This window comes from Brenneria tiliae (assembly GCF_023347575.1).
GTDB lineage: Bacteria > Pseudomonadota > Gammaproteobacteria > Enterobacterales > Enterobacteriaceae > Brenneria > Brenneria corticis.
Genome location: NZ_JAKPCB010000100.1, coordinates 19,283 through 44,616, shown reverse-complemented (window position 1 = coordinate 44,616; position 25,334 = coordinate 19,283). Strand labels below are relative to the sequence as shown.

Genomic DNA, 25,334 nt, shown 5'->3' with positions numbered 1-25,334 from the left:
ATAATAGGTTGTACTCGCGATACGAGCCGCATCACATTATTCGCGCTCTCCCCCGCCCCAAACGGGAATAAAACCGTTGATTTTGAAGTAGGTCGCATTTCCTGATGCGCATCGGAATAACACTGTCTCCATATCATCAAACTGGAGTCTAGTATGTTGGAATCGACGTCTGTTCCAGCGCTTACGCGCGCTATCGCCATTCTCCACTTTATTGCGCAACGCGGCCCCTGCACGGCGGCGGAAATTATCGACGGACTCGCTTTACCGAAAAGCAGCACTTACCTGCTGCTGGCGGAGCTGAAAAGGCAACGCTTCATTGCGATGGATATTTATGACAATTACTGCCTGTGGACGCGGCTGGTTGAACTGGCCGGCCATGCGCTGGAACGGATGGATATCCGCGAGATTGCCCGCAAACGCCTGACGCTGCTGATGCAGGAGACCAATCTGCTCTGTCATCTGGGCATTATCGACAACGGCAACGCCTATTACATTCTCAAAATCGAATCGACCTCCACCATCAGCGTGCGTTCCCATGAAGGGAAAAGCCTGTCGCTCCACCGTTCCGGCATCGGCAAATGTCTGCTTGCCTGGCAGCCGGAGGAAGAGCAGGAGCGCATTATCGCCGGTCTGCGCTTTGCCGCGGTAACGCCGCGGACGCTCAAGAACGCCGCAGCGCTAAAAGCGGAATTGACGCGTATTCGCCTCCAGGGCTGGAGCTTTGATAACGGCGAAGACTATCCCGACGTACGCTGCGTCGCCGCGCCCATTTTCAATGCCCGCAACGAACTGACGGCGGCGATCTCATTGGTCGGGACCAGCCTGCAAATCAGCGAGGAAAATCGCGAATACCTTGCCGGCCAGGCCATCGCCTGCGCCAGGGATATTTCCCGCCTGCTTGGCTGGCGCAGTCCGTTAAATCAACATGTTTCATAAGAAGGGAACTATCAGATGACCTTGCCAAAAATTAAAACCGTCCGCGCCTATTTCTCCGGCGGCGCTACCGCAGACAAAGCCGGCGGCGGCGGAGATTATCACGATCAGGGCGCCAATCACTGGATCGACGATCATATCGCCACGCCGATGAGTAAATATCAGGATTATGAACAATCGCGCCAGTCATTCGGCATCAACGTGCTCGGCACCCTGATAGTCGAGGTGGAAGCCGACAACGGACAGACCGGTTTCGCCATCTCGACCGGCGGCGAAATGGGGTGCTTTATCGTCGAGAAACACCTGAATCGCTTTATTGAAGGGAAATGCGTCAGCGATATCAAACTTATCCACGATCAGATGATGAACGCGACCCTGTACTACGCCGGTTCCGGCGGGCTGGTGATGAATACGATTTCCTGTATCGACCTGGCGCTGTGGGATCTGTTCGGCAAAGTCGTCGGACTGCCGGTGTATCAGCTGCTGGGCGGCGCGGTACGCGACGAGCTGCGCTTTTACGCCACCGGCGCGCGCCCGGACCTGGCGCAGGAAATGGGGTTTATCGGCGGCAAAATGCCCGCCCACTGGGGGCCGCACGACGGCGATGCCGGGATCCGCAAAGACGCCGCCATGGTGGCCGACTTCCGCGAGAAATGCGGTCCCGACTTCTGGCTTATGCTCGACTGCTGGATGAGCCAGGACGTCAATTACGCCGTCAAACTGGCGCACGCCTGCGCGCCCTACAACCTGAAATGGATTGAAGAGTGCCTGCCGCCGCAGCAATACGAAGGCTACCGCGAGTTAAAAAAACGCACGCCGCCGGGGATGATGGTAACCAGCGGCGAACACCACGGTACGCTGCAATCCTTCCGCACGCTTTCCGAAACCGGTATCGACATTATGCAGCCCGACGTCGGCTGGTGCGGAGGATTGACCACCCTGCTGGAGATTGCCGCCATCGCCAAATCCCGCGGTCAGCTGGTGGTGCCCCACGGCTCTTCCGTCTACTCCCACCATGCGGTGATCACTTTCACCAACAGCCCGTTTAGCGAATTTCTGATGACCAGCCCGGATTGCAGCGAACTGCGGCCGCAGTTCGATCCGCTGCTGCTGAACGAACCTGTGCCGCAAAACGGCCGTTTGCATAAATCGGCGCTCGACAAACCCGGCTTCGGCGTGGAACTCAATCCCGATGCGGCGATTAAGCGGCCGTATACCCATTAAACGCGGCCTGATGCTGCTCATATACGTTGACAGGAAAACATAATGCACGATCCGTTACTCAATCCGTTTAAAGCTGGTTTGGCGCGCGGCGACACGCAAATCGGGCTGTGGTTAAGCAGTACCTCGTCCTATCTGGCGGAGATTGCCGCCACCAGCGGTTACGACTGGCTGCTGGTGGACGGCGAGCATGCGCCGAATACGATTCAGGATCTCTATCACCAGCTACAGGCCATTGCGCCCTATCGCAGTCATCCGATCATCCGGCCGGTAGAGTGCCGGCGTGCATTGATAAAACAGATATTGGATATCGGCGCGCGCACGCTGCTGGTGCCGATGATCGATACCGTCGAGCAGGCGCGCGAACTGGTGGCGGCGACCCGCTATCCGCCGGCGGGCGCCCGCGGCGTCGGCGCCGGCGTGGCGCGCGCGGCGCGCTGGGGACGAGTGGATAACTATATGGCGCGGGCGAATGAAGATCTCTGTCTGCTGATTCAGGCGGAAAGCAAAACCGCGATAGAGAATCTGGATGCGCTGCTGAAAGTGGACGGCATCGACGGCGTCTTTATCGGTCCGGCGGATCTTTCCGCCTCGCTGGGATATCCTGACAACGCCGCGCATCCTGAAGTACAAAAGGTGATTGAGCAAAGTATCAAGCGTATTCGCGACGCCGGTAAAGCCGCCGGTTTTCTTGCCGTCGACACGGCCATGGCGGAAAAAGCGATCGCCTGGGGCGCCAATTTCATCGCCGTCGGCGTGGACACCATGCTGTATACCGAGGCGCTGGACGCCCGGTTAAGCCACTTCAGGCGCAACCGCACCTTTACCGCCTCCAAGACAACGTATTAAGCATAAGCAAAATTAAATTGGGGAAAAGGGCCGCAAGCCCTTTGAGGTGGCCGACAAGGTAGTCTGGTTTCGGCGGGTGAGACAAATCCATCCGGGCGCAGGGTCATCTTGCTTACGGCAGGAACATGTGGCTTGATACGGCCAAACCACCTGCTGATTTGAACCCAAAAACATGCGCAACAGGAAAAAAGCAACGCTGATCGGTTTGATCGCCATCCTATTGTGGAGCTCGATCGTCGGCCTGATCCGCGGCGTCAGTGAATACCTCGGGGCCACGGGCGGCGCCGCCATGATCTACTCCGTGGCTTCTCTCCTGCTATTGTTTACCGTCGGCCCCGGCAAGATCCGCGAAATGCCCAGGCGTTACCTGATTTGGGGAAGCGTGCTGTTCGTCTCCTACGAACTGTGCCTGGCGCTCTCCATCGGATATGCCCACACCAGCAGACAGGCCATCGAAGTCGGCATGGTGAATTACCTGTGGCCGGCGCTCACCATGGTCTTCGCCATTACCTTCAACAAACTGAAATCGAATCTGCTGATAGTCCCGGGATTCGTGATTGCCATCGCCGGCGTCTGCTGGGTACTGGGCGGCGACCAGGGGCTGGACTTTCCCGGCATGCAGGAGAACATCAAAGACAATCCGCTGAGCTACGGATTGGCGTTTTCGGGCGCGCTGATCTGGGCCACCTACTGCACGGTGACGGTCAGAATCGCGGCAGGAAAAAACGGCATCACGCTGTTCTTTATGCTGACCGCGCTGACGCTATGGATAAAGTATCTCGCCCTCGGCGGTGAGGCCATGACGTTCAGTTTTCACGCCATCGTCTACCTTGCGCTGGCTTCCGCGGCGATGGGATTCGGCTATGCGGCCTGGAACATCGGCATCCTGCACGGCAACGTGACCATTCTCGCCGGCGCGTCCTACTTCATCCCGGTGCTTTCCGCCGCCCTGGCCGCCTTGGTGCTGCGTACGCCGCTTCCGCTGTCGTTCTGGCAAGGCGCGGCCATGGTATGCGCCGGGTCGATTCTCTGTTGGCTGGCAACACGCAGCAAACGCTGAATCGCCTTTTGTTGGCGATGCGGCTCGGGGAACGGTGCGAGGTTTGTGAGATGTGGGGCGCGATAACACGGCTACAAAACGTTTCCCATGCGCGCTATGATAGTAGCCAATAGTGACGATCAAAATAGGGATAAAATGAACGACATTAATATTGAGCGTAAAATGGCTGAAGGCGGCTTTACGAAAAAAGAATTATCCATGTTCCGACGCCATCTCGAAAAAGGAATGACTACCCATATATCATTACTCAGTGAACTGAGAAAACGGTTTATCGTATCCAGTGTTATTATTGCGATCCTTATGGTTGGCCTGATAATAACATTCGTGCATGGAAACGAAAGTAATCTTATTTCCTATTTGTTTATGTTCATCATTGTCTCAGCGATAATATATGTATTTACCCCAATGAAATTGGGGTACAAAGCATATTCTTTTCTTAAAAACAAGAATCATTTGTTGTAGTTGTCATTAATGGACTTTATAGCCTGAACGTCATTATAGATTTCGATGCCAAGTTCGATTCTGCTCATTTTCTGAATCCCACGAACATAATCAGCATTGACGTAATGGAAAAGACGCCATGCTTCAGGCTTAAGCGTTAATTTAATCATACCATACGCTGATAGCGCCAAATCCGCCGAGCTATAAGCAATGTTCCCAACTCTGGCGTCAAAACCAAGAAATTCAGCCGTTTTCACGTAACCTTGCTTGAGAAGTCCGGTGGAATCATTCGTTTTATAGATCAGGTTTTCTCCCGCTTCCTGGACGCTGTTCGCCCCATGAAGCGTAAGCATCCCGCCAAAAATTACGCCTACTGGATTTCCTGACGCGACAGAAACAGCGATAACACCCAGACCAGCCACGACTTGTAATCCACCCAGCACGACGCCGATTCCATTAATGATATAACCCTGCACGTCGCCACGTTTTAAAAAAGCAACAGAAGCATGAAGCGTCGCTTCCCCGGTACGCAGCATTCTGTCTTGCGCTTTCAGGGAATTCGTTTCCTGTCGTAAATTATTAAGACATTCGCGGCAATGAGATTCCGATGATGCAATCCGAATCGCATCCAACTGCGCCATTGCAAAATTCTTAACATCATTATGGAAGCGAACTCTGGTTAAACCGTCTTTGATATTAAAAGCCGATACGGCATATACGGTGCTGAGCAAATTTTGCACTTCAAGATTTGCCATCGACAGGAAGTAATTGGAAAAACGGTTACCGTTGTTGCCCAGATAAATATCCATAGCGATTCCTTTGCATTTGGTTCGTCTGACAAACAAGGTTAAGAATTATACGCCTGATACTCAATTTTTCCATCCTGGCGCAAACCAAAGTCGCTTTGCACGACGATGGTGAAAATCACCGCGCCTCATTCCGTCCAGCCACCCACGTCTGTTAATACGTCATCCATCAGTTGCCGCAGTTCGGCATCGTTTAGATCGGCCTGCGCCACCAGACCGGACTGGCGGCGGTACTGAGACGTAGAGCGGATAGCCCATGCCGGAAACACGGCTATTTAGCGTTTTTTCTCAACTCGGTAACGGGAATGCCGCCGATGCCCCAATTGTCCGTCTCCACTTCATCAATCACTACGACGGTAGTTTTCGGGTTTTTATTCAGAACGTCGACCAGCAGTTGGGTCACCCCCTCGATCAGTTGGCGTTTCTGTTCAGCGGTAGCACCCTCATTGGTAATTTTAATGTTTACGTAAGGCATAAGAACTCCATGAGTTACAAAGGTTGAACGACATAGCTCAGATAGATGAGCGCGAAAAGATTAAACAGCAACACGTAACGGGTATGCATTCTGAAGCTGGTATCCATCGGCGAAACGTGTAGGCTGCTGGCAGCAAAAATAGCGTTTATTGATACAGGAGAAAGCAGTTGGGCGGCAATAAACAGACAAATCCAGACCAAATAGTCTGCGACTCCATGCGTCATAAACGGCTCCAGTAGAGGGAACGCTGAACTAAAGAGCACCATAGGGTGAATCCCCACCATACTGAGCATCGGCAGAACGAACAGAATGAAGGCATAGAGCTGCCAGCCAGGGAGCGCCGACAGTGAGTTACTGAACGCCGTCGGCAACAGAGACATTAGCAAAGCGCAGGTAGCCACCAGCATACTACAGCCAAGCAACAACAAGACTTCTCCAGACATACCGCGTGTTACAGCCGACAACGGCGTCAGCACTAGGTACTGCGTGAACTGATACGTTCAACGACATACAGTACACTTGCGGTCAATGCGATGCTTTGCAACGCATTAAGTTTAATAACCGTCAAAGCGACGATAAACGTCAGCCAGAAGAGCGCCAGAAACACCCGGATTTTCACTACCGAGAGCTCTATCATCAGCTCATCGCCACCGGAGGCTAAGTCGCGTAGCGGAACGACAGGAGAGGTACGCAACAGCAACAGGCTGAATAGAAAAAGGGGTATTCCCAGCATGGTGGACATCAACATCGGTGTCCTTGGCATAGCGGCAAAAACCGCCGCTGCACCGATAGTGGTTGGCATCAGTACCATTGTGATGCTCGTCATTCGCATCACAATTGCGGCCAGATGGCGCGCGGGGGTAACGTTCTGCTTTAGAGCATGATCATTAGGGGAATGGCCCCCAAACTCATTGGCCAGGCAAGAAACGCGGTGAGTATCGCGATAGACAGAGTAAGCGAACCAGCCCCCCGACGTATCAGCCATTGAGATAGCTGTTCCGGAATATGCCATTCGTTCATCACATGGCGCAGCAGTCCCATACCGAGCAGCAGCCAAAACACATCGGCAAACCGCACAAGCACCGCACTAACATCCGGCGAGTGCCGATGCCATATCAGCACCACCGCACAGGCCAGCAGAATGACCACGCCACTGCGCGCATTACTTTTTGACCACCAGTATGGCATCGTCAGCAGCAAGTAGCCGACAGCAGCTACTCCGCCCAAAGGTATGAGTAACGAGGACCTTATAGAGATGACGATGAGAAAAACCAGCAATGTAAGCGCCGTCGCTACAACTGATGCCGACGACGCATGCGCCCGGCACATCTTCACTCCATCAATGAACATAAACAGGCGAATCATTAACCGAGTGACGACTACGCAGTTGCTGGTACATATCAATGACACATCGCCCTGCATCCTGTAGTGCGCGCGAGTTGACCTGCGGAAATACGATTGAAGTTGGGGTTGAAATGTTCAACAAAGCGTCTGTGGGATGAGTCAGTCAACCCGCTGAAATCAATGGCAGCGCGTAGAATATCCCGTATGTCGCGCAGTGCATCAGTGGCTGCTTTAACCGGACCATCAACATTACCTGCAACTGCAGCCTGTAGATCCTCCCCCAGGTACCCAGCGAAGAATTGCGTATAGTCATCCAACGACGCGAACGTTTTATTCCGATAAGGGTACAGCAACTCCTGAATACGTTGATCGTCTTCGGGAGTGACAGCATATGTATCAGGATCCAGCCAGCGTCCCAGCCAAGTGCTCCGATAGACGTAGCTCATTTCTTTAAGCAACAGCGGTAAAAGCTGCGTTTCAAAATCCAGCTGTAGCGAGCCGGTAGCAATGCGGCTCTGCATGCGCAGATGGTGTATCGTATCAAGAGTAAAGAACAATGGAGTGTATTGCCCACCGCAGCCTTTCTGATTACGTCCGCGACTACTGAAAGGCAGAGCCTGGCGGGAGAACAAGGCAATCGCCGGTTCTCGGCCGCTGGGCGTATAGTGCAACTGTCCATCTTTCTCAGTGAAGATACCACCGCGTCCGTAAGTCAATTGCGACAACACATCATAGGCAGTTAATCCGATCCCCTGTAACAGTACCCGAGCCTGAGGCGCGATAGCATTCAACTGCTCAGTGGGATAAGGCGTCGAGTAATAACGCAGAAATGTGTTTTTTGTTTGATTGGCAGCCACAAACTGTTGCAGACAGTGATCATCCAGCGAGTGCATATTCTTACCGTGGCCAGTAGTGATATAGACAAAATCGGCGCTATAACTACATCCTTCTGCCAGAATGATGTCCGTTTTGCCGTCCTGACGGGGGTTGAGATTGACAGCACGCTGACGGACCGTCTGAATACTAATACCGGAAGGCAAATCCCGCGAGAACTCCCGATAAGCCCAAGCCAAGTATTCGCCCAACAGACGACGCGACAGGTAGTCATTTTCTTTCAGCGTCCTCCCACCGTATTCTGTGCGCACAAAGATACCGTCAATATTGCGGTAACCCGGCTGCGTAGCCCACTGGTAGAAATTGGGTCCCTGGCGCACAGGCCCAACATCCTTAACTGTATCGTCGCCGAACAAAGTAATCTGGCAGGCGACAGTATTAACCAACAGATGATCAGGCTGGCGCAAACTATGGATACCGGTTCCCATTTCATTGGGATCAATTAGTAGGACATTGATTTCCCCTGAAAGGGGGAAATGGTGATAAAGCGTAAGCAGTCGTTCCAGGATACTGAGCCCACGAGGGCCAACGCCCAAAATAGCAACCGTAGTGCGAGGCATATTGTCGTCTCCTTTTAGAATAGTTCAACATTCACAAGGTTCTGCAAAGATGCATTGACGGATGTTCACTACTTTCTGATGGAGGCCGCGCTGTTATGAGACACAAGCCGCCTTTTTACAGAGACCGCGCTGACAAATACCGGCGGCAGCGAAGAGCGCTACGGCACCGCAAATGATGGAAGGCGCAACGGTACGCGAGCCAGATTGCAGCAGGCTGGTCAGCAGAGGGCCCAGAATCTGGCCGATACCGTAAGTTAAAGTGACCAACCCGAGCAGATTAATGCCATGCGGCGCGCGCAGCCGTCTGGCAAGAGGCATTACCAGCGAGGTGGTTCCCATAAACGTCGCGCCAAATCCTATACAGCTGAGGATCTGCAGTAGAGGAGACTGATAGAAAAGCGTCAGCAATACGCAGCCCCCCTGGATAATCAGGTTTATCGTCAGGCAGAACAGCGTCCCCCATCGGCGCGCCGCCCACAGCCATATAAAACAACCGGGAACAATGGCGCCCCCTACGAGCGACCATAAGTGTCCGGCGAGTAGCGGGAAATTAGACGTTTTCGCCATCAGAGGCAGGTAGGTAGCGACGATGATGTAGCCGAATCCAGACAACCCATAGAGCAGAGCCAGTTGCCACCAGACGATATTTTCTTGTTCCAACGTCGCAGCGGCGGCAGGGCGGGATTCATTGATACGATGCGGTGACAGAATAAACAACAACAGCAGCAACACGACAGATAGCAGGCTTGCCCCCCACCACAGACCTGTAGCGTCCAACGCACGACTCAAACCGATTATGACATATTCGTTGCCCAGCAGGATCCCAACCCCCACACCGGCATAAAGCGAGGCGATAACCCGCACGTTATGGGTATACTGCATGACAGTGATAGAGCCGAATATCATCATCGCCGAACTCGCAACACCAGCGGCAAAGCGGATCATCATCACCAGGGGAAAGTGAGTCGTTAATGCCATGGCGACAATCAGCACGCTAGTCGCGATAGCCGCGCCATACAGCATCCTTGGAGCAAGGGACACATTCCCCAGTTTGCCGAACGAAAAAAACAGGCTCCCTACCAGATAGCCAGCGTAGTTGGCGCTGGCAATATAGGAGAGCTGATTAAAGGTGAACAGCCCTTCATCCAACATGACCGGCAGTATCGGCGTATAAAGAAACCGTCCGATCCCCATCCCCAAAGCCAATATAACCATACCGAATACAGCAGCTTTGAAATGATTCAGATCCTGGACCGTATTTTCCTGCGCCATTACTGTTATCGCCTTATCTGGGGACCTCATTCCGTTCGAGTTTCATCCTTCCTTTTTTGCGCGGCGAATAAAAGTGAATAATACTTAATAACTCGTTCACAAAAAGTGAGAACATTTAACATGAACAGCGCATCCCTGCGGTTATTCAAGGCGGTAGCGGAAACCGGCTCTATCGTTGGTGCAGCAAAGCGTTTGCACTGTGTTTCGTCTAATGTGACGACACGCCTGAAACAGCTGGAAGCTAATCTGAACGTATCGCTGTTTATCCGTGAAAAGAATCGACTCTACATCACACCGGAAGGTGAACACCTCCTGCATTACACCAATCGAATTCTGGCGCTGATGGATGAGGCCAAGGCCGCACTGAGCGAGAAAAAACCCGTCGGGCCGCTACATCTAGGATCAATGGAAACCACTGCCGCAATACGTTTACCTCCACTGCTGTCCGCCTTTAGCCAACAAGAGCCAATGGTGGAGCTGAATCTGAGGACCATGCCGACAGAGCAATTGATAGAACAAGTACTAAGCAGCGACCTGGGTATCGCGTTCGTAGCCGACAATGTAAAACTGGCGCACGAAAAACTCAGTTCCGCAGTGCTATTCCATGAAACACTGTTGCTGGTCACCGCCAAAGACCATCCCAGTGTACGAACAGCGGCCGATCTGCGTGTATGTAAACCTCTGGCGTTTCGCAATGGTTGCAATTATCGCTACCGCTTTGAGCGCTGGCTAAACACGCAGGGCGTTATTGCGCCGGGCATACAGGAGTTCGGTTCATTCCAGGCGATTCTGGGGTGTGTGGCGTCCGGCATGGGGATAGCCCTATTGCCAGAAAACGTCGTACGGGAATATGAACATAGGCTCGCCATTCGCTGTCATCCCATCGATCCGGAGATAGCTGACGTGGATACCCGGATGGTCTGGCTGAAAAGCAGTGAAGTCAGCCGGGTAGTAACCCGCTTCAGGGACTTTGCCATCCACTACGCCGCCATGCAAAACGACGACGCGCCAGCTTGATTGCCCGGTTAATATTTTATGGGGTGAACAAATACCGCCCCACCCAATAAAATGGATAGGTATGACGGCCAGTGCAAAACGCCCTTTTACTTCGCAATACCGAGAAAAAGCGCCAGACTCCGCTCAACCTCGACCAGCGAATCGGCATCAATGCTGCCAAACACAGGCCCGACCTGCTCGCGTCTGACGGTTATAATTTTATCGATCATAACCTGCGAAAGCTTCTGCAAGCCGTTGTCCGCCGTGGGCTGAACCTCAATTCGCAACAAAGGCGCAGCTACCTGCGCGCCGGTAACCGGCAGCACGGTAACGCTCGCGCTTTCACTGAAATGATCGGCCTGAATCACCAACGCGGGCCTTGGCTTGCCGAAGTCGCCTTGCACGGCGATCGTCACAAAATCACCGCGCCTCATTCCGTCCAGCCATCCACGTCCCTTAATGCATCATCCATTAGTTGCCGCAGTTCGGCATCCTGTTGATCGGCCTGCGCCACCAGACCGGACTGGCGGCGGCACTCCCGCACGAAATCCGGACGCCGGGTATCAGGAACCCAGATTTGCACCGGGCGCAGCCCGGCCCGGCGCAATGCGTCGCGGTGCTTCTGGACGCGGGTATTTACATTCGCCATAGCCTTCTCCTCTTTTGTTACATGTAACAAAATAACCCACCTTAGTGTTACATGCAACAGCAAAGCGGACTATCTTGTCTGCGCCAGACCTCATTTGATCTGAAAAGCTATTGTTGATAGAAGTGAATTGATGGACAAAAAACAACCACACGCCTACAGTAGTACAAGGTATTACCTTGCACTACGGAGGCCATAACATGGCAACGCCAGTATCCATCAAACTCGATGAAGACCTGAAAGAACGCGTGCAGCTCTTGGCCGCCACTCGTCGGCGAACCTCACATTGGCTCATGCGCGAGGCTATTGAGCAATACGTCGAGCGAGAAGAAAAACGTGAGGCGCTAAAGCAGGATGCTCTGCGCGCGTGGGAAGAGTATCAGCAGACAGGTTTGCACCTGACGCTTGAGGAAGCTGATGCCTGGCTGGAAAAACTTGAATCTGGCGAGGATTCGGAGCTGCCCAATTGCCACGTTTGATTTGGACCCCACCGGCATTGGCTGATGTTCAACGTCTCTACCGATTCCTTGCCCAGAAAGATATTGACGCAGCTAAGCGCGCTGTGAAAGCAATACGCACCGGGGTAAAAGTTCTGGCTAACCAGCCTAATGCCGGGCGCCCGATTGAGGATATGGCTCCCGAATACCGGGAGTGGCTAATCGATTTCGGCGACAGCGGCTATGTCGTCCGGTATCGCAACGATAGCAATATCGTTCCCATTTTGGCTGTTCGCCATCAAAAAGAAGCCGGCTATTAAGCGGTGCAAAAAAATGCATACGTCCGTTTTGCCCATATTGGATAAGACGTAGAGCGGATAGCCCATGCCGGAAACGCGGCTATTTGGCGTTTTTTCTCAACTCGGTAACGGGAACGCCGCCGATGCCCCAATTGTCCGTCTCCACTTCATCAATCACTACGACGGTAGTTTTCGGGTTTTTATTCAGAACGTCGACCAGCAGTTGGGTCACCCCCTCGATCAGTTGGCGTTTCTGTTCAGCGGTAGCACCCTCATTGGTAATTTTAATGTTTACGTAAGGCATAAGGTCTCCAATAAGTTACAAGGGTTGAACAACACAGCTCAGATAGATAAGCGCGGTACTTCTTCAAGAGAGGCGTACCGCGCAAAGGGAAGCGACTCAGCAAACAATCCGCACCCGATTTTCGGGTATCAGTTCACCCCAAACGCTTGTAGTCGATCGACTGGCGCAGCAATACTTTCGCCATAATGTGAAACTGCGCTTCATCTTGCTTGTCGACGGACCAGGGCTGGTATTTCTGATTATCCGAAAGCACCAGCAAACGATCTTTCAGCATCTGTAACCGTTTTACGTGCAGCGTAGCGCCATACGTGAAAACGTAAATGCCATCCCCCTCAAAAGTATGGACTGAAATATCCACAAAGATCTGATCGCCCGGTTCAATGGTGTCCGACATGCTGTCGCCGTTCACCGTGATCACTTTGATCATGCTATCAGGCTTGCCGCCGAACAAAGTCCTTCCCTGTCTCTGACTGTACTCGATCGCTCTGACCGTTTCGACGAAGTCCGACGAGACGATCTGCCCGCTGCCCGCGCTGGCGCTGATATCCAGAATCTCCACCCGATAGCTGGCGTCGGCGCTTTCAACCTGAGTCGGCATAAAAAACCAGTATTCGGGATAACCGCTCAGCGCCGACAGCGCCTGTAACCGCTTGCCGGCAGGCGCATTTTTGCCACTCACCCAGTATTGGACGGATTGAGGCGTAACCCCCAGTTGGCGGGCGAGCTCGGATTGGCTCCAGCCGTTTTCAGCCAGAACCTGCGCGATGCGCGCGGCGCAGAGCGAATGAGTATCTTTTTTCATGGCATCAAATTCTATTTGCATTATTTAATGACTTCAATTTAAATTTTAATATCTACAAGTTTTAATTGTAATCTGCGTTAGATATTAGATGTTTCATCTCATCGCAGTTGAAAATATTAGCAAATATACAGGAGTCGCACCGATGAGCATTACCCTTGAGCAATACGCTTACAACTCAAGTTTCCATCTGACCAGCCCAGAGCCGGGCTTTATGAATGATATTCAGACGTTCGCCTATGATGACAGCCAACGTCAGTGGCACGGATACTATCTGTGGAACGGGGACTATTCCTGGGGAGGCAACGGTTCGTCCTGGCGTCATTACGCTACATCGAACTGGGAGAATTTTACCGATCATGGCGTCGCCATCCCCAAATACCAAACCAAGGAAGGGGATATTGCCAGCGGTTCGATCGTGATTGACGACGCCAATCTGGCCGGGTACGGCGCGGGCGCCTGGCTGGCGTATGTCACCAGCTATTGCTGCGGGCTTCAGACCACGAACCTCTGGTATTCCACCGATAACGGATACACCTTTTCTCCCTGCGAATCCAACCCGGTGCAGCCGAATGCGCTCAACAAAACCAATTACCGCGATCCTTTCGCCTTTATCCATAACAACCACGTTTATCTCTATCTGGCTGAAGAGAGCGAATTCGGCGTCTATCGATCCGCGACCGGCAAAGCGCCGTTCGATTACCTCGGCAGCGTCCCGATAGAATACATGGGCATGATTGAATGCCCGGCAATAACGACGCTGCATTGCCCCGATCTCAAGATGGACAAAGCGGTGCTGGTGTTCGGCGGCAACGGCGGCGGACTGGACACCAGCGGAACCTTTCTGCATGTCGGCACGCTCGATGACGACATGCTGTTTCAGGCGATCGAAACGCCGACGCCGCTTGCCCTTGACCTCGGCGCCGATTTTTACGGCGCCCATATCGGCTACGAAACGGAAGGCGCTTACGACAATCTGCGCTGCCTGGCATGGGTATCCAACTGGAGCTACTGGCAGGATACGGCGGCCCTTCCGGCCGTCGACAGCAACGGCAACATCGGCTGCGCCAGCGTGCCGCGCAAGGTGACTCTGCGGTATCTCGACAACCGTTACCGTCTGGAGACCGAGCCAGCTTTCGACGTGCCGACGGGCACGCTGTCGACGACGAAAACGGCGACGAGTGTAGGCAGCTACGCACTTGATTCGTTCAGCAACGGCTGCGGCCGTTTGCGCATCACGCTGGAGGACAATAACGCCGAAAATCTGACGCTCGCCATTGGCAACGATAAGTGGCGCATTTCGCTGGCGCTGGTTTGCGCCACGGGCGTTTGCACCGTCACCCGATGGTCGGTCCTGTTGGAAAACAACGCCGCCTTCCTCAAACCTCACCGGATGACGTTGCCAGCTACGCCGACGCGGTGGGATGTGCTGATTGATCGACAGGTGGTGGAGATTTTTTTCGACACCGGCACATCAGCCACTTTCGCCACCTTCAGCGACGGCGAGGCGGTAAACGTCGTTTTCGATGTGGCGTGAGCGGCCGTAGGAAGCCGGCTAACGTCGGGGCCCGACGATTTCCCTCGGCATGGTTTTCCCAGGGTGCCGCAAGATCGTGGCGGCGACAGGGGTATGCTGCGCCATCAGCGACTGGTCGGTAAGCTCCCCGCCGCGAACGACGCAGTCAACGTTCTCACCGATCAGATCCACCATGCGATCGCTCACGCCAATGTCGAGTTGAATCTCTGGAAATTGAGCGTGGAACGCAGGCAGTGCCGGTATCAGAATCATAGGTGCGAATGGGCTAGGCACATCCACCCGTAGGCGGCGCCGTCGGCGGTGACGTTGACCTTTCGAGTGGTCCGGTTGAGCAGCCTGACGCGCAACCGCGCTTCCAGTTGCTGCACCAGTTGCGTCACGCTGGTCTTACTCATATGCAGGGTTTCAGCGGCCTTGGTGAAGCTGCCTGTTTCCACCACCCGGGCGAATGCCTGCATTGCGTCGAAACGATCCATAGTGACTCTATTGCTCCGAGATTGTTTGGATTCTGCAAACAGTTTAGACCTGACTTCCCTGTTTATCCGCAACGTACCAGGCTTTAAAGTCTCCTCATTGCTGATGCCAGCCCGGCCTCGGCTCTTTGATGAAGGTAAGACCATGACAAAGCGTGACGTTGTTTTCCCCCCCGGCCGCCAGGCTCTCTATGAGCGGAATCGCTATTCTCCCGCCGTCCGATCCAATGGCTTTCTGTTCGTATCGGGACAGGTCGGCAGCCGTGAAGACGGTTCGCCGGAACCCGATCTGGAGACAGAGGTTCGGCGGGCATTTGACAATTTGAATGCGATCCTGACGGCTGCCGGCAGTTCGTTCGACGACGTGGTTGACGTTACCGTCTTCATGGTCGATCCCGAACCGAAGTTCGAGACGATCTGGCGGGTCGTGCCGGAATATTGGGGCAAGGCGCCTCATCCAACGCTGACAGCCGTCGGTGTCACTTGGCTTTATGGCTTTCAGTTCGAGATCAAGGTAATCGCGAGGACACATGAGGAACACACCATGTCCCCCGCACCACGACAATGACCGTTCGCCTCAAAGGGCCGCTGAGCGACTTCGTGGCCGTCAACCTAGGCGAAAACGGCGCTTACGACAACTTCAGAGAGTACGTCCGGGATCTGACCCGCCGGGACAAAGAAAGGGTAGAAGCGGAAGCATTCGCACGACTCAAGGTCTGACTCTATGGCTAATGTTCGTATACAGGAAGCCTCCTCCTGTCGTCTTGACGAGATCTACCGATACACGTGCGAGCGATGGGGTACAGAGCAAGCGGATCGCTACATTACCTTCATTTTTCAAGCAATTGACAGGATAAAAACCCATGAAGTCGTATCGCGACCGATACCTGCTGAATTTGGAGTAGAAGGTTTCTTCTTTCACTACGAGCAACATGTCGTCTACTGACACAAACTATCAAACGGCGACATCGGTATAGTGGTGGCTCTGCACGAGCGGATGCATCAGATTGATCGGTTTCGAGAGGGCTTTGGCATTTGATGGCGGCTTGGGCGTGGTAATTAAAGTACGACAAAATCGCTTGGTGTTAACAGAGTTAAGGTGTACTGAATTATATTTAATCTGACATCTTGCTACTCTGGGTCAGATCTAGCCGGCTGCTCATGTCAAAAGCAGACTTTGTCTTTAACTCGCTTTTTCCCCTAGGTGTGTTGCTGTAATGAGCTAACACGTTCCCGCCCTTTCCGTGTCAGCAGCTTAAAAGATGCAAAAACTGGCACTACCGAGTTGACCAAAATTTAATAATACTGCAAATTGTCTAGAGCAATGGTGACCATTCAATGTGTAAATTATGAATCCATTTGACCTGCCAAGCGACCATTTTGAAGCAAGAAGAATGATTCTTCTTGAATCCGCTTCGACTTCGATGAAATGTTGTGTCGAATACATCAATGAGCGATATGAGAATCGTGTTCAGCTTCAAGAAGCCATCGATTTTTGTCACCATGATCTAATTGAAGCTCCAAAGGGAGATGTGAATAGTCTTGCTAAAGTTGACTTTTTCCCTTGGGTAGAAGCATCACAAGAATTAGATCAAAGCTTAAGCTTAATACTTAAAGGTCATTTTAAGCACGCATATGACTCATATAGGAGAGCTATTGAGCTTGTCATAACCGGTGCGTTTTATGTTTCTGATAATACAGTTTCCTTGAAAGCAAGGGAATGGATGAAATCTGACAGAAGCACACCTAATTTTAAAAGGGCATGTGAAGCTCTCGCCAAGAAAGCTTATTTTGAGAACTTAAATAATCAATATAACTGGCTAGAGGATATCCTCTCAGTTTTCTGGAAATTTTCCGACATTGTCCACGTTAAAGGAACAGAAAATTCTTTTTTTGAAATCAGCCCAATTTATTCCGTTATCAATGGTATCGGAGTCCCTGCTTTCACAGAAAAAAGTTGCAAGTCTGCACTTGATGCTTACATTTTGAGCGTGTCATATATTGCAGTTATTGTAGCTGCCAGCAACCCATTTTTACTTCAAGGTTTTGACCTTGACACAAAGTTCGGGTTTAATCCACCAGCATCCGGTTTCTTCTATCCAAGACAGGCAGAAAGGCTCATGGGATTAATCCCAGAAAAATATAAACCGTATTTTGAATACTTGCTAGAAACAGATGAAAATCTCATAGGTATTCGGAGTTGGTTTGAATCTTTCCCTGATATCACAGAAGAACAAATCCGTGAGCAAGCTAAGGCGATGGGACTTTATGATGGGGACACATTTTAATCACAAGCAATAAGCTGCTGTGTAGTCGGACTTCCATTTCAGAGCTTCGCGCTGCCTTAAAACTTTAATACTATATAGTGAGCAATCAGACATATGTGGAACATATGCTAACTTCTATGAAGGTTTTGTCCACAAATGAGTTAACCTGAGCGTCTGTTGATCGCTCATAGCCGACTGTTAAATTTAATCAAACCTTGCTATTGAACTGTTTCAGGTTGAGTCGCGACTAATTCATTGATTGTTCACAGTAAAGTTTGCTCATGATTCATGAACAAAATTTTACTGTGAACTGACTACCATCCTCGCAAGCCAGGCGAGCTAATTTTCCACCACAGTAATGTTCCACATGCTACTCAGGCACAAAAAGAACCCGTTCTTGCTTTATACATCTGGTACGGTGAGATAAATTCGCCATCAGAATGGCAGCATAAATAATATGAATAACGGCATATACTCGTGATACATCACGATACAGGTTTGAGCGCCTGAAAATTGTCGTGAGTTCGGGACGCTAATGAGTCCACTATTTCTGGCAGCGTACTGTCAAAAAAATCAAGCATCTTCAATGAGTACTGGCATAGTTTATGTGTAACTTGCAATTTTTTAAATAATTTTATTATCAAAATATAGTTTATGCTTTCTGTAATAAACTATACTCAACACAAGACCGACACAAATGGAAAGCACATGGCCAGGTTTTGGATAATGCGCATAAATAATATCCAAGGCCATTGCTGGCAATATAGCAAAAACAACAGCAAACTTTAACATATTAGTCGTATTTTCTTTAACCAAAACCAATAATAAAGCGAAAGAAGAAACACCCAACACAGCTTGAGATGCTCCTGACCCTATATTCCAAGGATAACTTACAAAATTAGTACTATAAAGGGTTCCTAATGCACCAGTAGTAAACCATAAAGCGAAAAAAAATCGAGAACCAATATGTTTTTCTAATAAAACACCTAATATGAAAAAAGATAACACATTGTAAATCATATGAATCTGCTTAACATGTATGAATTGAGAAACCAGTAATCTCCAAATTTCAAAATCATACAGTTTACTTGGCGTTACCCCCCCAAACTTATCTAAATCCAGAATGCTTATTTCACCCATAAAACTACCCGTTAGGGAGTATGGAACATATATAGAATAAAAAAATGTCAGACATATGATAAATATAGTTGTTAAGGGGAAATGGTTTTTTTCTGCATCACCGTTATCCTTTTATAATTTAAAGTCATAGTAATATGATTAATTAAAAACTCAGTTTATATGTTAGCTGATTATATAATCAATAAACTTCGAGATGCAGGATAGACCTACAGGTTCACGATGGCACAGATGTAGGCTTTGTCATGAGTCACCTCTGGTTGAGAGTTTACTCGCTTAGCTGCGTGTCCACTATTGCTGGGTAGGATCAATCCTGATAGCGTGAAGGCCAGATCTCTTTTGGTTGTTTTTTTTCAGTGCATCAGCAAGTAAGCGCTCTCCCTTTGGCCAATGTCTCGTCAGCGCATTCGCCAACGTGGACGATGCCAGCCCTGCCTCTCTGGAAACCGCAGCCAGCGTTGTTCCCTGCTTTCTCAAAGATGCAATGATATCAGCAGGATGCCAGTCATTTTTATTCATCTCTCTAACGCCTCTTCATAACGCATTTCATTAGTTATCCTGTTTTGGGATAAATCAATCCGTCATTGATAGTCAATCCGGCCTTTCTAACGGAATTGATCAGATGGCTTCCATTTACTCCGATGAATATCAACGCATTATCAAGGCGCTGCGCGAGGCGCGTATAGCGAAAGGGGTTACGCAGGCAAGTCTGGCTCATGCGCTGGATCGCCCTCAGTCGTTTATCGCCAAGGTCGAAAACGGAGAGCGCCGGTTAGGCATCGTAGAATTTGTCCACCTTGCCCGCTTGCTCTCGATCGATCCCATCAGCATCATCATCCGCCGCTGCTCAACGTAAACCGCATGGTTATAGGCCGCCCGGATCTTATCAGGATCGGCATGGGATAATTGCACTTCGATCCACTTTTTCGGGTAGCCGAGTTCGTTAAGCTCCGTCGAGATTGTCGCCCGGATTCCAGACTCGGCGCCCTGAAATCGCTCCACTGGCGGAATACCGCCGCAAAGGTATTCTGCGCCGCGGCTTTGGATTGCTGGCGGTATGTAGGCTTTGCCGGTGATGCGGGCCTGCCGGGCGACGGCATCGGTTAACGCCATAGGGGTTGCCTCCTTCAAGATTGAAGAGAGGTGTACCGCGCACAGGGAAGCGACTCAGCAAACAATCCGCACCTATAACGCACCCGATTTTCTGGTACTAATTTGTGTACTACTTCGGCGTGGTTGACGGTGGTTTTCTGCGGATTTCGCTGGAGGCGCAACAGAGCGATTACCCTGTTGAATCAGGATGCTACAGACTTTGGTGGATGTCTATAGAACAAGAATTGGAGCGGGAAACGAGACTCGAACTCGCGACCCCGACCTTGGCAAGGTCGTGCTCTACCAACTGAGCTATTCCCGCATATGGTGGGTATTCCAAACAGCTTATTCATTCGAAGCTTTATTTGATAACCGATTGATTAAACAGACTTTAATACAAGTCGGCGTTTGGAATGGGCGCATTATGAACCGGTTCTCCGAGCATGGCAAGCCCTTTCTCATTCGTCGCCGTCTGATTGGTTATAACAACGCCAACTGGCTGCAAATCGACGAGGTATATCCCTACTCCGCCAGGCGGCAAGGCGGGAACCCGCCGCCTCAGCCGTACCACGCGTACCCTTTGGGCACGCGCGAGAAGCCGGCGGCGGATAACGCGTTGGCGACCGGACTGGCTCCCGCCGGCCGGCCGTCGACGTTCTCCAGCGTGAACACCCGCGATTTCTCGCGCTTAAGCGCCGCCGCCAGCGCACGCGCGCCGGCGGCGAACCACTCGGCATCCTCCGTCGCATTTTTCTCCCCGTAGGTCAGCAGTTGGCGGCCGCTTTGCGCCAGATAGAACGCCAGCTTACCGTCGCAGATCACCACGATGGCGCCGCCGCGCCGCGCCGGGCGAATGCCTGAACGGTGAGGAGGCCAGGACATCAGCCAACCGAAGGGATTGGCCGGATCGCTGGCCGACATCGCCACCGGCGCGCCGTCCGGCGCCTGCGCCAGCTCCCGCAGACGTTCGATGCCGCCCTGCTCGGCGAACTGCGCGGCGCCCAATCCGCTGACGAATCGTCCGCGCAGCACGCGGCCCGCCTCTTCCATTCTGCGCAGCAGCGGCTGAAGCGCGGCAAAGCCCCCCGGCACCTGCTCCGCCATTGCCACGCCGCGGCTGAGCACCCCGTAGCGATCGAACAGATTCTCGACCCAGGTCAGCATTCTGAGCGTGGGGTTGACCGGTTCGCCGGCCAGCAGCGACCAGCGTCCGGCCAGGGCCGCCTCGCCGCTGCGGGAGCGCCCCGCAGCGGATTTGACCGGCTGCCACACCGGCTCCCAGCCGACCACCTGGCGCCGATGGCGCTGGGAACGGGTCGGACGCGCGCGAGCCGGAGATCGCGAGCCGCTCAGCGCGCGCAGCGGCGACCAGCTGTCGCTGGTGACCCGCCCTTGCCAGACGAGCGCCCACAAAGCTTCCGTCGTCTCCTCCGGCGTGACCGGCGCCGAAACGCGCTGCCCGTCGACAAGCGACAGGCGCGCCTGGGCGAGCGGCGCCAGCTGGCGGATAAAATAGGCGCCGCCGTCGGCAAGCACCTCGAGGATGGCCCGTTGCAACGTCGAAAGCGTCGAGGCGGCGCTTTCCTCCTCCGGCAGCGGCAGCGTTTCGCCCGCCAGCTCGCGCAGATGCAGGGAGACCAGCCCGTCGCTCTGCGCGCCGTGGCCGGCCCAAAGCACCTCGCCGGCGGCGATCAGCTCATCCAGCATGGCCGACCGATAGTCACGCACCCGGGCGGGGAAAATCTGGCTTTCCCACAGCGCAACCGGCAACGCCACCCCCGCCAGTTGCTCAACCACGCGCGCGACGCCGTCAATTCCGTCAAATGCGCCCTGCGCCGCGGGCAGCTCCTGGGCCGACGCCGACGCGGCGGCATCGGCGAGCAGGCCCTGCCGCTCCAGCACCAGGCGCACGAAGGTCTCGCGCGATACCGGCCGGGTCGCCGCGCGCGCCGCCTGTAGCCCGCGCGCCCGCAAGCGACGAAATACCTCTTCCCAAACCCACCGACGTCTGGCGCCGCTGTCGACGTCGTTTTCCGCCTCGCCGTCGGCGACGTCGCAGGGCAACAGCCGCCCCCGATCGCGCAGGCGCGCCAGTTGCTCATTGACCACGGCGACGCCCAGCCCGAAGCGCGTCGCCGCCTGCGCTGCGGTAAAAGGCGCATGGGTACGGGCATAGCGGGCGATCAGGTCGCGTAATGGCTCCTCGACCGCTTGCAGGAAAACGGCGGGAATGCCCGGCGGCAGCGCGACGCCCAGCCCGTCGCGCAGACGGGCGGCATCCTCGACGCCGGCCCAGCGCGCCTCGCCCGCCAGAGACAGCGGAATAATCCGCTGGCGCGCCGCCAACTGTTCCAGATACTCCGGTAACGCGTCGGCATCGGCCAGGCGCGCCGTAATTTCCGCCAGCGACAGGGGGCCGAGCTCACGCAACAGATCGACCACGCCCTCCGCGCCCTTCGCCTGGCGATCCGCCGTGGTGCGCTGTAATTCCTGTTCCACCTGCGCCGCCACCTGCGGATCGAGCAACTCGCTCAGTTCGCCCTGCCCCAGCAGTTCGCCGAGCAGCCCGCTGTCCAGCGACAGCACCGACGCCCGGCGTTCGGCCAGTGGCGCATCGCCCTGATAGATAAATTCCGCCACGTAGCCGAACAGTAAATTGGCCGCGAACGGCGAAGGGATCTCGGTGGCGACCTCCAGCATCCGCACCGCGCCGTCGTGCAGGCGCTGATGCAGCGCCTGTAGCGCGTCCAGATCGTAAACGTCCTGCAAACACTCTCTGGCGGCTTCGAGCAATAGCGGAAAATCGTCATGCTCGCGGGCGATCTCCAGCAGTTGACCGGCGCGCAGGCGCTGCTGCCACAGCGGCGAACGCTTGCCGGGACGGCGTCGCGGCAACAACAGCGCGCGCGCCGCGCATTCGCGGAAACGGGCGGCGAACAGCGCCGAGTGCCCTACCGCATCGGCGACGATCCGCCGCAGCGTTTGCGGATCAAAAACGAACATCTCCGCGCCGGGAACCCGCCCGACGCCGTCCGGTATGCGAACAATGATGCCGTCGTCGCTGGCGACGACGGCGGGATCGAACTTCAGGCGCTGGCGAATGCGCGCGGCGATCGCCAACGCCCAGGGCGCATGCACGCGCTGACCATAGGGAGAATGCAGCATCAGTCGCCAGTCGCCGCTCTCATCGCGGCAGCGCTCAATCACCAGCGTGCGATCGGTGGGCAGCGCCCCGGTGGACTCGCGTTGTTCCGCCACCAGCTCGAGCAGATTATTGACGGCGTTGTCGTCCAATCCCGCGGCGGTAAGGCGCGCCGCCAGCGGGCCGTCCTCGCTAGTCAGGCGTCGTTTGCCGCCCGTCGCCGCCTCCACCTCGCGCAGAAAAGCGCCGATGGATTCCCCCAGTTCGGACGGGCGCCCCAGTCCGTCTCCGCGCCAGAACGGCAATCGGGCGGAACGCCCCGGCGCCGGGATCACCACCACCTGGTCGTGGGTGATCTGCTGGATGCGCCAGGAGGTGGCGCCGAGGGTGATCACGTCGTTCACCCGCGATTCGTAGACCATCTCCTCGTCGAGTTCGCCGACCCGCCGCGCGCCGCTCTGCTCCTCGCCTTCCGGCAGCATCACGCTGAACATGCCGCGATCGGGGATGGTGCCGCCGCTGATGACCGCCAACTGCTGCGCGCCGGGACGGGCGGTGAGCAGGCCGCTGGCGCGGTCCCAGATCAGGCGCGGACGGAATTCGCCGAACGCCTCCGAGGGATAGCGCCCGGCCAGCATGTCGAGGGTGGCGTCGAAGGCGCTGCGCGGCAGAGCGCGAAACGGATCGGCGCGCCGCACCCGCGCATACCACTCATCAATATTGAGCGGCTCCACGGCCACCGCGGCGACGGTGTGCTGCGCCAGCACATCGAGCGGGTTGCGCGGCGGCGCCAGCGCCTCCAGACGACCGGCCAGCATGCGTTCCACCGTCACCGCGGCGTCGATCAGGTCGCGCCGGGTGCGCGGATAAATCACCCCTCTCGAGACGCCGCCCACCTGATGACCGGCGCGCCCGACCCGTTGCAGCGCGCTCGCCACCGAAGGCGGCGCGCCGACCTGGATCACCCGGTCCACCAGCCCCATGTCGATGCCGAGCTCCAGGCTGGAGGTGGCGACCACGCAGCGCAATTCGCCGGACTTGAGCGCGGTTTCAATCTCCGCCCGCTGCTCCTTCGACACCGAGCCATGATGAGAGCGGGCGAGGATCGGCGGTTCGCCGGCGGCGCGTTTCCCGGTGCCGCCCGACGAGGAGACGTAGTTGGCGGCCGGCTCCTCCAGGTGCAGAGCGGCGGCGCAGCGCTCCGCGTAGCGTTCATTCAGGCGCGCGGTCAGCTTCTCCGCCAGCCCGCGGGAATTGGCGAAGACAATGGTGGAGCGGCAGGAAAGAATCTGCTCCAGGATGCCGGCCTCCACGTGCGGCCAAATCGACCCGGCGCGCCCGGTCGTCTCCGCCGTCGAATTCGCCGCGCCGCGCGCCGGGATATCGGTCATATCCTCTACCGGCACCGCGATCTTCACCTCAAGCGTGCGGCTCGCCGGTGGATTGACCACCGTCACCGGCAGCGCGCCGCCCAGAAAATCGGCCACGCGCTCCACCGGGCGCACCGTCGCCGACAAACCGATACGCTGCGCCGGCGCGGACAGCAAGGCGTCCAGCCGCTCCAGGCTCAGCGCCAGATGCGCGCCGCGTTTGCCGCCGGCCACCGCGTGAATCTCGTCGATAATCACCGTAGTCACGCCGCGCAGGGTCTCGCGCGCTTTCGACGTCAACATCAGATAGAGCGATTCGGGGGTGGTGATCAGAATATCCGGCGGACGCCGCAGCAGAGCGGCGCGTTCGGCGACGGGCGTGTCGCCGGTGCGCATGCCCACCGTCAGTTCCACCTGCGGGTCGCCGCGCTGCCGGCGGGCGGCGCCGACGCCCTCCAGCGGCGCGCGCAGATTGCGCCGCACGTCGGCGCCCAGCGCCTTGATTGGTGAAATGTAGACTACCCGGGTGGCGGTATGACGCGCGCGCTCGGCACTATCCTCACGCTCCTGAAACAGCCGATCGATGGCGTGCAAAAAGGCGGCCAGCGTCTTGCCGGACCCGGTGGGCGCGATCACCAGCGTGCTGTCGCCGGCGCCAATCGCCGCCCAGGCGGCCTGCTGCACCGGCGTCGCCGCGGCGAAAGCCGACGCGAACCACGATTGAGTGGCTGGCTGGAAGCGGCTGAGGGAGGACGAAGAACGACGTTCAGGCGTCAACATCAATAGCGCTCGCCGTCAGGCCGCTGGACGGCCAATACGTACCCAGACGACGGGAAACCGATGATTTTCATGGCGAGGCGCTCCTTTCAACGGATAGCCAACCACGCCCAAACCTTTAAGCGGCCGGCGGAAAACGGTTGGCGCAGGCTAGCAATAAATAAAAGTTTAGCACCATTGCCGCCGTTGCCGGTTTCCCGCCC

The 25,334-nt window shown here is 54.8% G+C and carries 26 protein-coding genes, 1 tRNA gene and 2 pseudogenes; 12 read left to right on the top strand and 17 right to left on the bottom strand.

The window, feature by feature from the left end; all coding sequences use genetic code 11:
* Positions 1 to 153 precede the first annotated feature (153 nt).
* The 4 genes from MFP24_RS15540 to yddG all read left to right on the top strand — a co-directional run bounded on the left by MFP24_RS15540 (position 154) and on the right by yddG (position 4,063).
* Positions 154 to 936 carry an IclR family transcriptional regulator gene (locus tag MFP24_RS15540; RefSeq protein ID WP_249231428.1) on the top strand — a complete coding sequence of 261 codons (783 nt, stop codon included), beginning with the start codon at positions 154 to 156 and terminating at the stop codon, positions 934 to 936.
* A gap of 15 nt (positions 937 to 951) precedes the next feature.
* Positions 952 to 2,157 (top strand): L-rhamnonate dehydratase, encoded by a 1,206-nt coding sequence (gene rhmD / locus MFP24_RS15535; protein WP_249231429.1) that lies wholly within the window; start codon positions 952 to 954, stop codon positions 2,155 to 2,157.
* 42 nt (positions 2,158 to 2,199) lie between these two features.
* Positions 2,200 to 3,003 carry a 2-keto-3-deoxy-L-rhamnonate aldolase gene (yfaU, locus tag MFP24_RS15530; RefSeq protein ID WP_249231430.1) on the top strand — a complete coding sequence of 268 codons (804 nt, stop codon included), beginning with the start codon at positions 2,200 to 2,202 and terminating at the stop codon, positions 3,001 to 3,003.
* Between the two features lie 172 nt (positions 3,004 to 3,175).
* Positions 3,176 to 4,063 carry an aromatic amino acid DMT transporter YddG gene (gene yddG, locus MFP24_RS15525; RefSeq protein WP_249231431.1) on the top strand — a complete coding sequence of 296 codons (888 nt, stop codon included), beginning with the start codon at positions 3,176 to 3,178 and terminating at the stop codon, positions 4,061 to 4,063.
* Positions 4,064 to 4,512: 449 nt separating this feature from the next.
* Here yddG and MFP24_RS15520 read toward each other — a convergent pair whose 3' ends face one another.
* The 8 genes from MFP24_RS15520 to MFP24_RS15485 all read right to left on the bottom strand — a co-directional run bounded on the left by MFP24_RS15520 (position 4,513) and on the right by MFP24_RS15485 (position 9,855).
* The gene (locus tag MFP24_RS15520) at positions 4,513 to 5,313 is read right to left on the bottom strand and encodes a DUF4225 domain-containing protein (RefSeq protein WP_249231432.1); all 801 of its coding nucleotides are present in this window, start codon (positions 5,311 to 5,313) and stop codon (positions 4,513 to 4,515) included.
* A gap of 125 nt (positions 5,314 to 5,438) precedes the next feature.
* Positions 5,439 to 5,579 carry an antitoxin MazE-like protein gene (locus MFP24_RS15515; protein ID WP_249231433.1) on the bottom strand — a complete coding sequence of 47 codons (141 nt, stop codon included), beginning with the start codon at positions 5,577 to 5,579 and terminating at the stop codon, positions 5,439 to 5,441.
* Positions 5,580 to 5,581: 2 nt separating this feature from the next.
* Positions 5,582 to 5,785 (bottom strand): 2-hydroxymuconate tautomerase family protein, encoded by a 204-nt coding sequence (locus tag MFP24_RS15510; RefSeq protein ID WP_249231434.1) that lies wholly within the window; start codon positions 5,783 to 5,785, stop codon positions 5,582 to 5,584.
* Positions 5,786 to 5,799: 14 nt separating this feature from the next.
* Positions 5,800 to 6,261: a hypothetical protein gene (locus MFP24_RS15505; protein WP_249231435.1), complete on the bottom strand. Its 462-nt coding sequence runs from the start codon at positions 6,259 to 6,261 to the stop codon at positions 5,800 to 5,802.
* Positions 6,261 to 6,611 carry a hypothetical protein gene (locus tag MFP24_RS15500; protein WP_249231436.1) on the bottom strand — a complete coding sequence of 117 codons (351 nt, stop codon included), beginning with the start codon at positions 6,609 to 6,611 and terminating at the stop codon, positions 6,261 to 6,263. The genes MFP24_RS15505 and MFP24_RS15500 overlap by 1 nt, the downstream gene beginning before the upstream one ends.
* Before the next feature lie 47 nt (positions 6,612 to 6,658).
* Positions 6,659 to 7,135: a hypothetical protein gene (locus MFP24_RS15495; RefSeq protein ID WP_249231437.1), complete on the bottom strand. Its 477-nt coding sequence runs from the start codon at positions 7,133 to 7,135 to the stop codon at positions 6,659 to 6,661.
* 50 nt (positions 7,136 to 7,185) lie between these two features.
* On the bottom strand, positions 7,186 to 8,583 hold the full coding sequence (locus MFP24_RS15490; protein WP_249231438.1) for an FAD/NAD(P)-binding protein: 1,398 nt from the start codon (positions 8,581 to 8,583) through the stop codon (positions 7,186 to 7,188).
* 93 nt (positions 8,584 to 8,676) lie between these two features.
* Complete coding sequence (locus tag MFP24_RS15485) at positions 8,677 to 9,855, bottom strand: MFS transporter (RefSeq protein WP_249231439.1); 1,179 nt, start codon at positions 9,853 to 9,855, stop codon at positions 8,677 to 8,679.
* A gap of 120 nt (positions 9,856 to 9,975) precedes the next feature.
* Between MFP24_RS15485 and MFP24_RS15480 the strand changes: the two genes are divergently transcribed.
* Entirely contained in the window at positions 9,976 to 10,872 is an 897-nt protein-coding gene (locus MFP24_RS15480) for a LysR family transcriptional regulator (RefSeq protein ID WP_249231440.1), read from the top strand.
* 86 nt (positions 10,873 to 10,958) lie between these two features.
* On the opposite strand, the gene MFP24_RS15475 is transcribed toward MFP24_RS15480, so the two are convergent.
* On the bottom strand, positions 10,959 to 11,285 hold the full coding sequence (locus tag MFP24_RS15475; protein ID WP_263458519.1) for a type II toxin-antitoxin system PemK/MazF family toxin: 327 nt from the start codon (positions 11,283 to 11,285) through the stop codon (positions 10,959 to 10,961).
* On the bottom strand, positions 11,282 to 11,500 hold the full coding sequence (locus tag MFP24_RS15470; RefSeq protein ID WP_249231442.1) for an antitoxin MazE family protein: 219 nt from the start codon (positions 11,498 to 11,500) through the stop codon (positions 11,282 to 11,284). Before MFP24_RS15470 ends, MFP24_RS15475 begins: the two co-directional genes overlap by 4 nt.
* 197 nt (positions 11,501 to 11,697) lie before the next feature.
* Between MFP24_RS15470 and MFP24_RS15465 the strand changes: the two genes are divergently transcribed.
* Positions 11,698 to 11,976: a CopG family ribbon-helix-helix protein gene (locus MFP24_RS15465; protein ID WP_249231443.1), complete on the top strand. Its 279-nt coding sequence runs from the start codon at positions 11,698 to 11,700 to the stop codon at positions 11,974 to 11,976.
* Positions 11,964 to 12,254 carry a type II toxin-antitoxin system RelE/ParE family toxin gene (locus tag MFP24_RS15460; protein ID WP_249231444.1) on the top strand — a complete coding sequence of 97 codons (291 nt, stop codon included), beginning with the start codon at positions 11,964 to 11,966 and terminating at the stop codon, positions 12,252 to 12,254. Before MFP24_RS15465 ends, MFP24_RS15460 begins: the two co-directional genes overlap by 13 nt.
* A gap of 79 nt (positions 12,255 to 12,333) precedes the next feature.
* Here MFP24_RS15460 and MFP24_RS15455 read toward each other — a convergent pair whose 3' ends face one another.
* Together MFP24_RS15455 and MFP24_RS15450 are read right to left on the bottom strand one after the other, a co-directional pair.
* Positions 12,334 to 12,537 carry a 2-hydroxymuconate tautomerase family protein gene (locus MFP24_RS15455; RefSeq protein ID WP_136168567.1) on the bottom strand — a complete coding sequence of 68 codons (204 nt, stop codon included), beginning with the start codon at positions 12,535 to 12,537 and terminating at the stop codon, positions 12,334 to 12,336.
* 133 nt (positions 12,538 to 12,670) lie between these two features.
* Positions 12,671 to 13,339 carry a LexA family transcriptional regulator gene (locus MFP24_RS15450; protein WP_249231445.1) on the bottom strand — a complete coding sequence of 223 codons (669 nt, stop codon included), beginning with the start codon at positions 13,337 to 13,339 and terminating at the stop codon, positions 12,671 to 12,673.
* A 142-nt stretch (positions 13,340 to 13,481) separates the two neighbouring features.
* Between MFP24_RS15450 and MFP24_RS15445 the strand changes: the two genes are divergently transcribed.
* Entirely contained in the window at positions 13,482 to 14,873 is a 1,392-nt protein-coding gene (locus tag MFP24_RS15445; RefSeq protein WP_249231446.1) for a glycoside hydrolase family protein, read from the top strand.
* Positions 14,874 to 14,966: 93 nt separating this feature from the next.
* Here the strand turns inward: MFP24_RS15445 and MFP24_RS15440 are convergent.
* Positions 14,967 to 15,349 (bottom strand): annotated as a pseudogene (locus tag MFP24_RS15440) (helix-turn-helix domain-containing protein); the annotation flags it as partial.
* 142 nt (positions 15,350 to 15,491) lie between these two features.
* On the opposite strand from MFP24_RS15440, the gene MFP24_RS15435 reads away from it, so the two are divergent.
* From MFP24_RS15435 to MFP24_RS15430, 3 genes are all read left to right on the top strand, one after another.
* The gene (locus tag MFP24_RS15435; RefSeq protein ID WP_249231447.1) at positions 15,492 to 15,914 is read left to right on the top strand and encodes a RidA family protein; all 423 of its coding nucleotides are present in this window, start codon (positions 15,492 to 15,494) and stop codon (positions 15,912 to 15,914) included.
* Between the two features lie 156 nt (positions 15,915 to 16,070).
* A complete protein-coding gene (locus MFP24_RS24270; protein WP_369075409.1) occupies positions 16,071 to 16,292 on the top strand; it encodes a type II toxin-antitoxin system RelE/ParE family toxin in 222 nt (73 codons plus the stop codon).
* Positions 16,293 to 16,695: 403 nt separating this feature from the next.
* The gene (locus tag MFP24_RS15430) at positions 16,696 to 17,634 is read left to right on the top strand and encodes a hypothetical protein (RefSeq protein WP_249231448.1); all 939 of its coding nucleotides are present in this window, start codon (positions 16,696 to 16,698) and stop codon (positions 17,632 to 17,634) included.
* A 603-nt stretch (positions 17,635 to 18,237) separates the two neighbouring features.
* Here the strand turns inward: MFP24_RS15430 and MFP24_RS15425 are convergent.
* Together MFP24_RS15425 and MFP24_RS15420 are read right to left on the bottom strand one after the other, a co-directional pair.
* On the bottom strand, positions 18,238 to 18,753 hold the full coding sequence (locus tag MFP24_RS15425; protein WP_249231449.1) for a rhomboid family intramembrane serine protease: 516 nt from the start codon (positions 18,751 to 18,753) through the stop codon (positions 18,238 to 18,240).
* A 304-nt stretch (positions 18,754 to 19,057) separates the two neighbouring features.
* Positions 19,058 to 19,269: pseudogene (locus MFP24_RS15420) on the bottom strand (helix-turn-helix domain-containing protein).
* A gap of 103 nt (positions 19,270 to 19,372) precedes the next feature.
* On the opposite strand from MFP24_RS15420, the gene MFP24_RS15415 reads away from it, so the two are divergent.
* Positions 19,373 to 19,606: a helix-turn-helix domain-containing protein gene (locus MFP24_RS15415; RefSeq protein WP_249231450.1), complete on the top strand. Its 234-nt coding sequence runs from the start codon at positions 19,373 to 19,375 to the stop codon at positions 19,604 to 19,606.
* 482 nt (positions 19,607 to 20,088) lie between these two features.
* Here the strand turns inward: MFP24_RS15415 and MFP24_RS15405 are convergent.
* Positions 20,089 to 20,164: transfer RNA gene (locus tag MFP24_RS15405), tRNA-Gly, on the bottom strand.
* Positions 20,165 to 20,400: 236 nt separating this feature from the next.
* Positions 20,401 to 25,134, bottom strand: coding sequence for an ATP-dependent helicase (locus MFP24_RS15400; RefSeq protein ID WP_249231451.1), 4,734 nt, complete (start codon positions 25,132 to 25,134; stop codon positions 20,401 to 20,403).
* Between the last annotated feature and the right edge of the window lie 200 nt (positions 25,135 to 25,334).

What these genes read in the sequence shown, in the direction of transcription:
- MFP24_RS15540 (WP_249231428.1), top strand. Translation starts at nt 154, where the DNA reads ATGTTGGAATCGACGTCTGTTCCAGCGCTTACGCGCGCTATCGCCATT.
- rhmD (WP_249231429.1), top strand. Translation starts at nt 952, where the DNA reads ATGACCTTGCCAAAAATTAAAACCGTCCGCGCCTATTTCTCCGGCGGC.
- yfaU (WP_249231430.1), top strand. Translation starts at nt 2,200, where the DNA reads ATGCACGATCCGTTACTCAATCCGTTTAAAGCTGGTTTGGCGCGCGGC.
- yddG (WP_249231431.1), top strand. Translation starts at nt 3,176, where the DNA reads ATGCGCAACAGGAAAAAAGCAACGCTGATCGGTTTGATCGCCATCCTA.
- MFP24_RS15520 (WP_249231432.1), bottom strand. Translation starts at nt 5,313, where the DNA reads ATGGATATTTATCTGGGCAACAACGGTAACCGTTTTTCCAATTACTTC.
- MFP24_RS15510 (WP_249231434.1), bottom strand. Translation starts at nt 5,785, where the DNA reads ATGCCTTACGTAAACATTAAAATTACCAATGAGGGTGCTACCGCTGAA.
- MFP24_RS15500 (WP_249231436.1), bottom strand. Translation starts at nt 6,611, where the DNA reads ATGACGAGCATCACAATGGTACTGATGCCAACCACTATCGGTGCAGCG.
- MFP24_RS15495 (WP_249231437.1), bottom strand. Translation starts at nt 7,135, where the DNA reads ATGTTCATTGATGGAGTGAAGATGTGCCGGGCGCATGCGTCGTCGGCA.
- MFP24_RS15490 (WP_249231438.1), bottom strand. Translation starts at nt 8,583, where the DNA reads ATGCCTCGCACTACGGTTGCTATTTTGGGCGTTGGCCCTCGTGGGCTC.
- MFP24_RS15485 (WP_249231439.1), bottom strand. Translation starts at nt 9,855, where the DNA reads ATGGCGCAGGAAAATACGGTCCAGGATCTGAATCATTTCAAAGCTGCT.
- MFP24_RS15480 (WP_249231440.1), top strand. Translation starts at nt 9,976, where the DNA reads ATGAACAGCGCATCCCTGCGGTTATTCAAGGCGGTAGCGGAAACCGGC.
- MFP24_RS15475 (WP_263458519.1), bottom strand. Translation starts at nt 11,285, where the DNA reads ATGAGGCGCGGTGATTTTGTGACGATCGCCGTGCAAGGCGACTTCGGC.
- MFP24_RS15470 (WP_249231442.1), bottom strand. Translation starts at nt 11,500, where the DNA reads ATGGCGAATGTAAATACCCGCGTCCAGAAGCACCGCGACGCATTGCGC.
- MFP24_RS15465 (WP_249231443.1), top strand. Translation starts at nt 11,698, where the DNA reads ATGGCAACGCCAGTATCCATCAAACTCGATGAAGACCTGAAAGAACGC.
- MFP24_RS15455 (WP_136168567.1), bottom strand. Translation starts at nt 12,537, where the DNA reads ATGCCTTACGTAAACATTAAAATTACCAATGAGGGTGCTACCGCTGAA.
- MFP24_RS15450 (WP_249231445.1), bottom strand. Translation starts at nt 13,339, where the DNA reads ATGAAAAAAGATACTCATTCGCTCTGCGCCGCGCGCATCGCGCAGGTT.
- MFP24_RS15445 (WP_249231446.1), top strand. Translation starts at nt 13,482, where the DNA reads ATGAGCATTACCCTTGAGCAATACGCTTACAACTCAAGTTTCCATCTG.
- MFP24_RS15435 (WP_249231447.1), top strand. Translation starts at nt 15,492, where the DNA reads ATGACAAAGCGTGACGTTGTTTTCCCCCCCGGCCGCCAGGCTCTCTAT.
- MFP24_RS24270 (WP_369075409.1), top strand. Translation starts at nt 16,071, where the DNA reads ATGGCTAATGTTCGTATACAGGAAGCCTCCTCCTGTCGTCTTGACGAG.
- MFP24_RS15430 (WP_249231448.1), top strand. Translation starts at nt 16,696, where the DNA reads ATGAATCCATTTGACCTGCCAAGCGACCATTTTGAAGCAAGAAGAATG.
- MFP24_RS15425 (WP_249231449.1), bottom strand. Translation starts at nt 18,753, where the DNA reads ATGGGTGAAATAAGCATTCTGGATTTAGATAAGTTTGGGGGGGTAACG.
- MFP24_RS15415 (WP_249231450.1), top strand. Translation starts at nt 19,373, where the DNA reads ATGGCTTCCATTTACTCCGATGAATATCAACGCATTATCAAGGCGCTG.
- MFP24_RS15400 (WP_249231451.1), bottom strand. Translation starts at nt 25,134, where the DNA reads ATGTTGACGCCTGAACGTCGTTCTTCGTCCTCCCTCAGCCGCTTCCAG.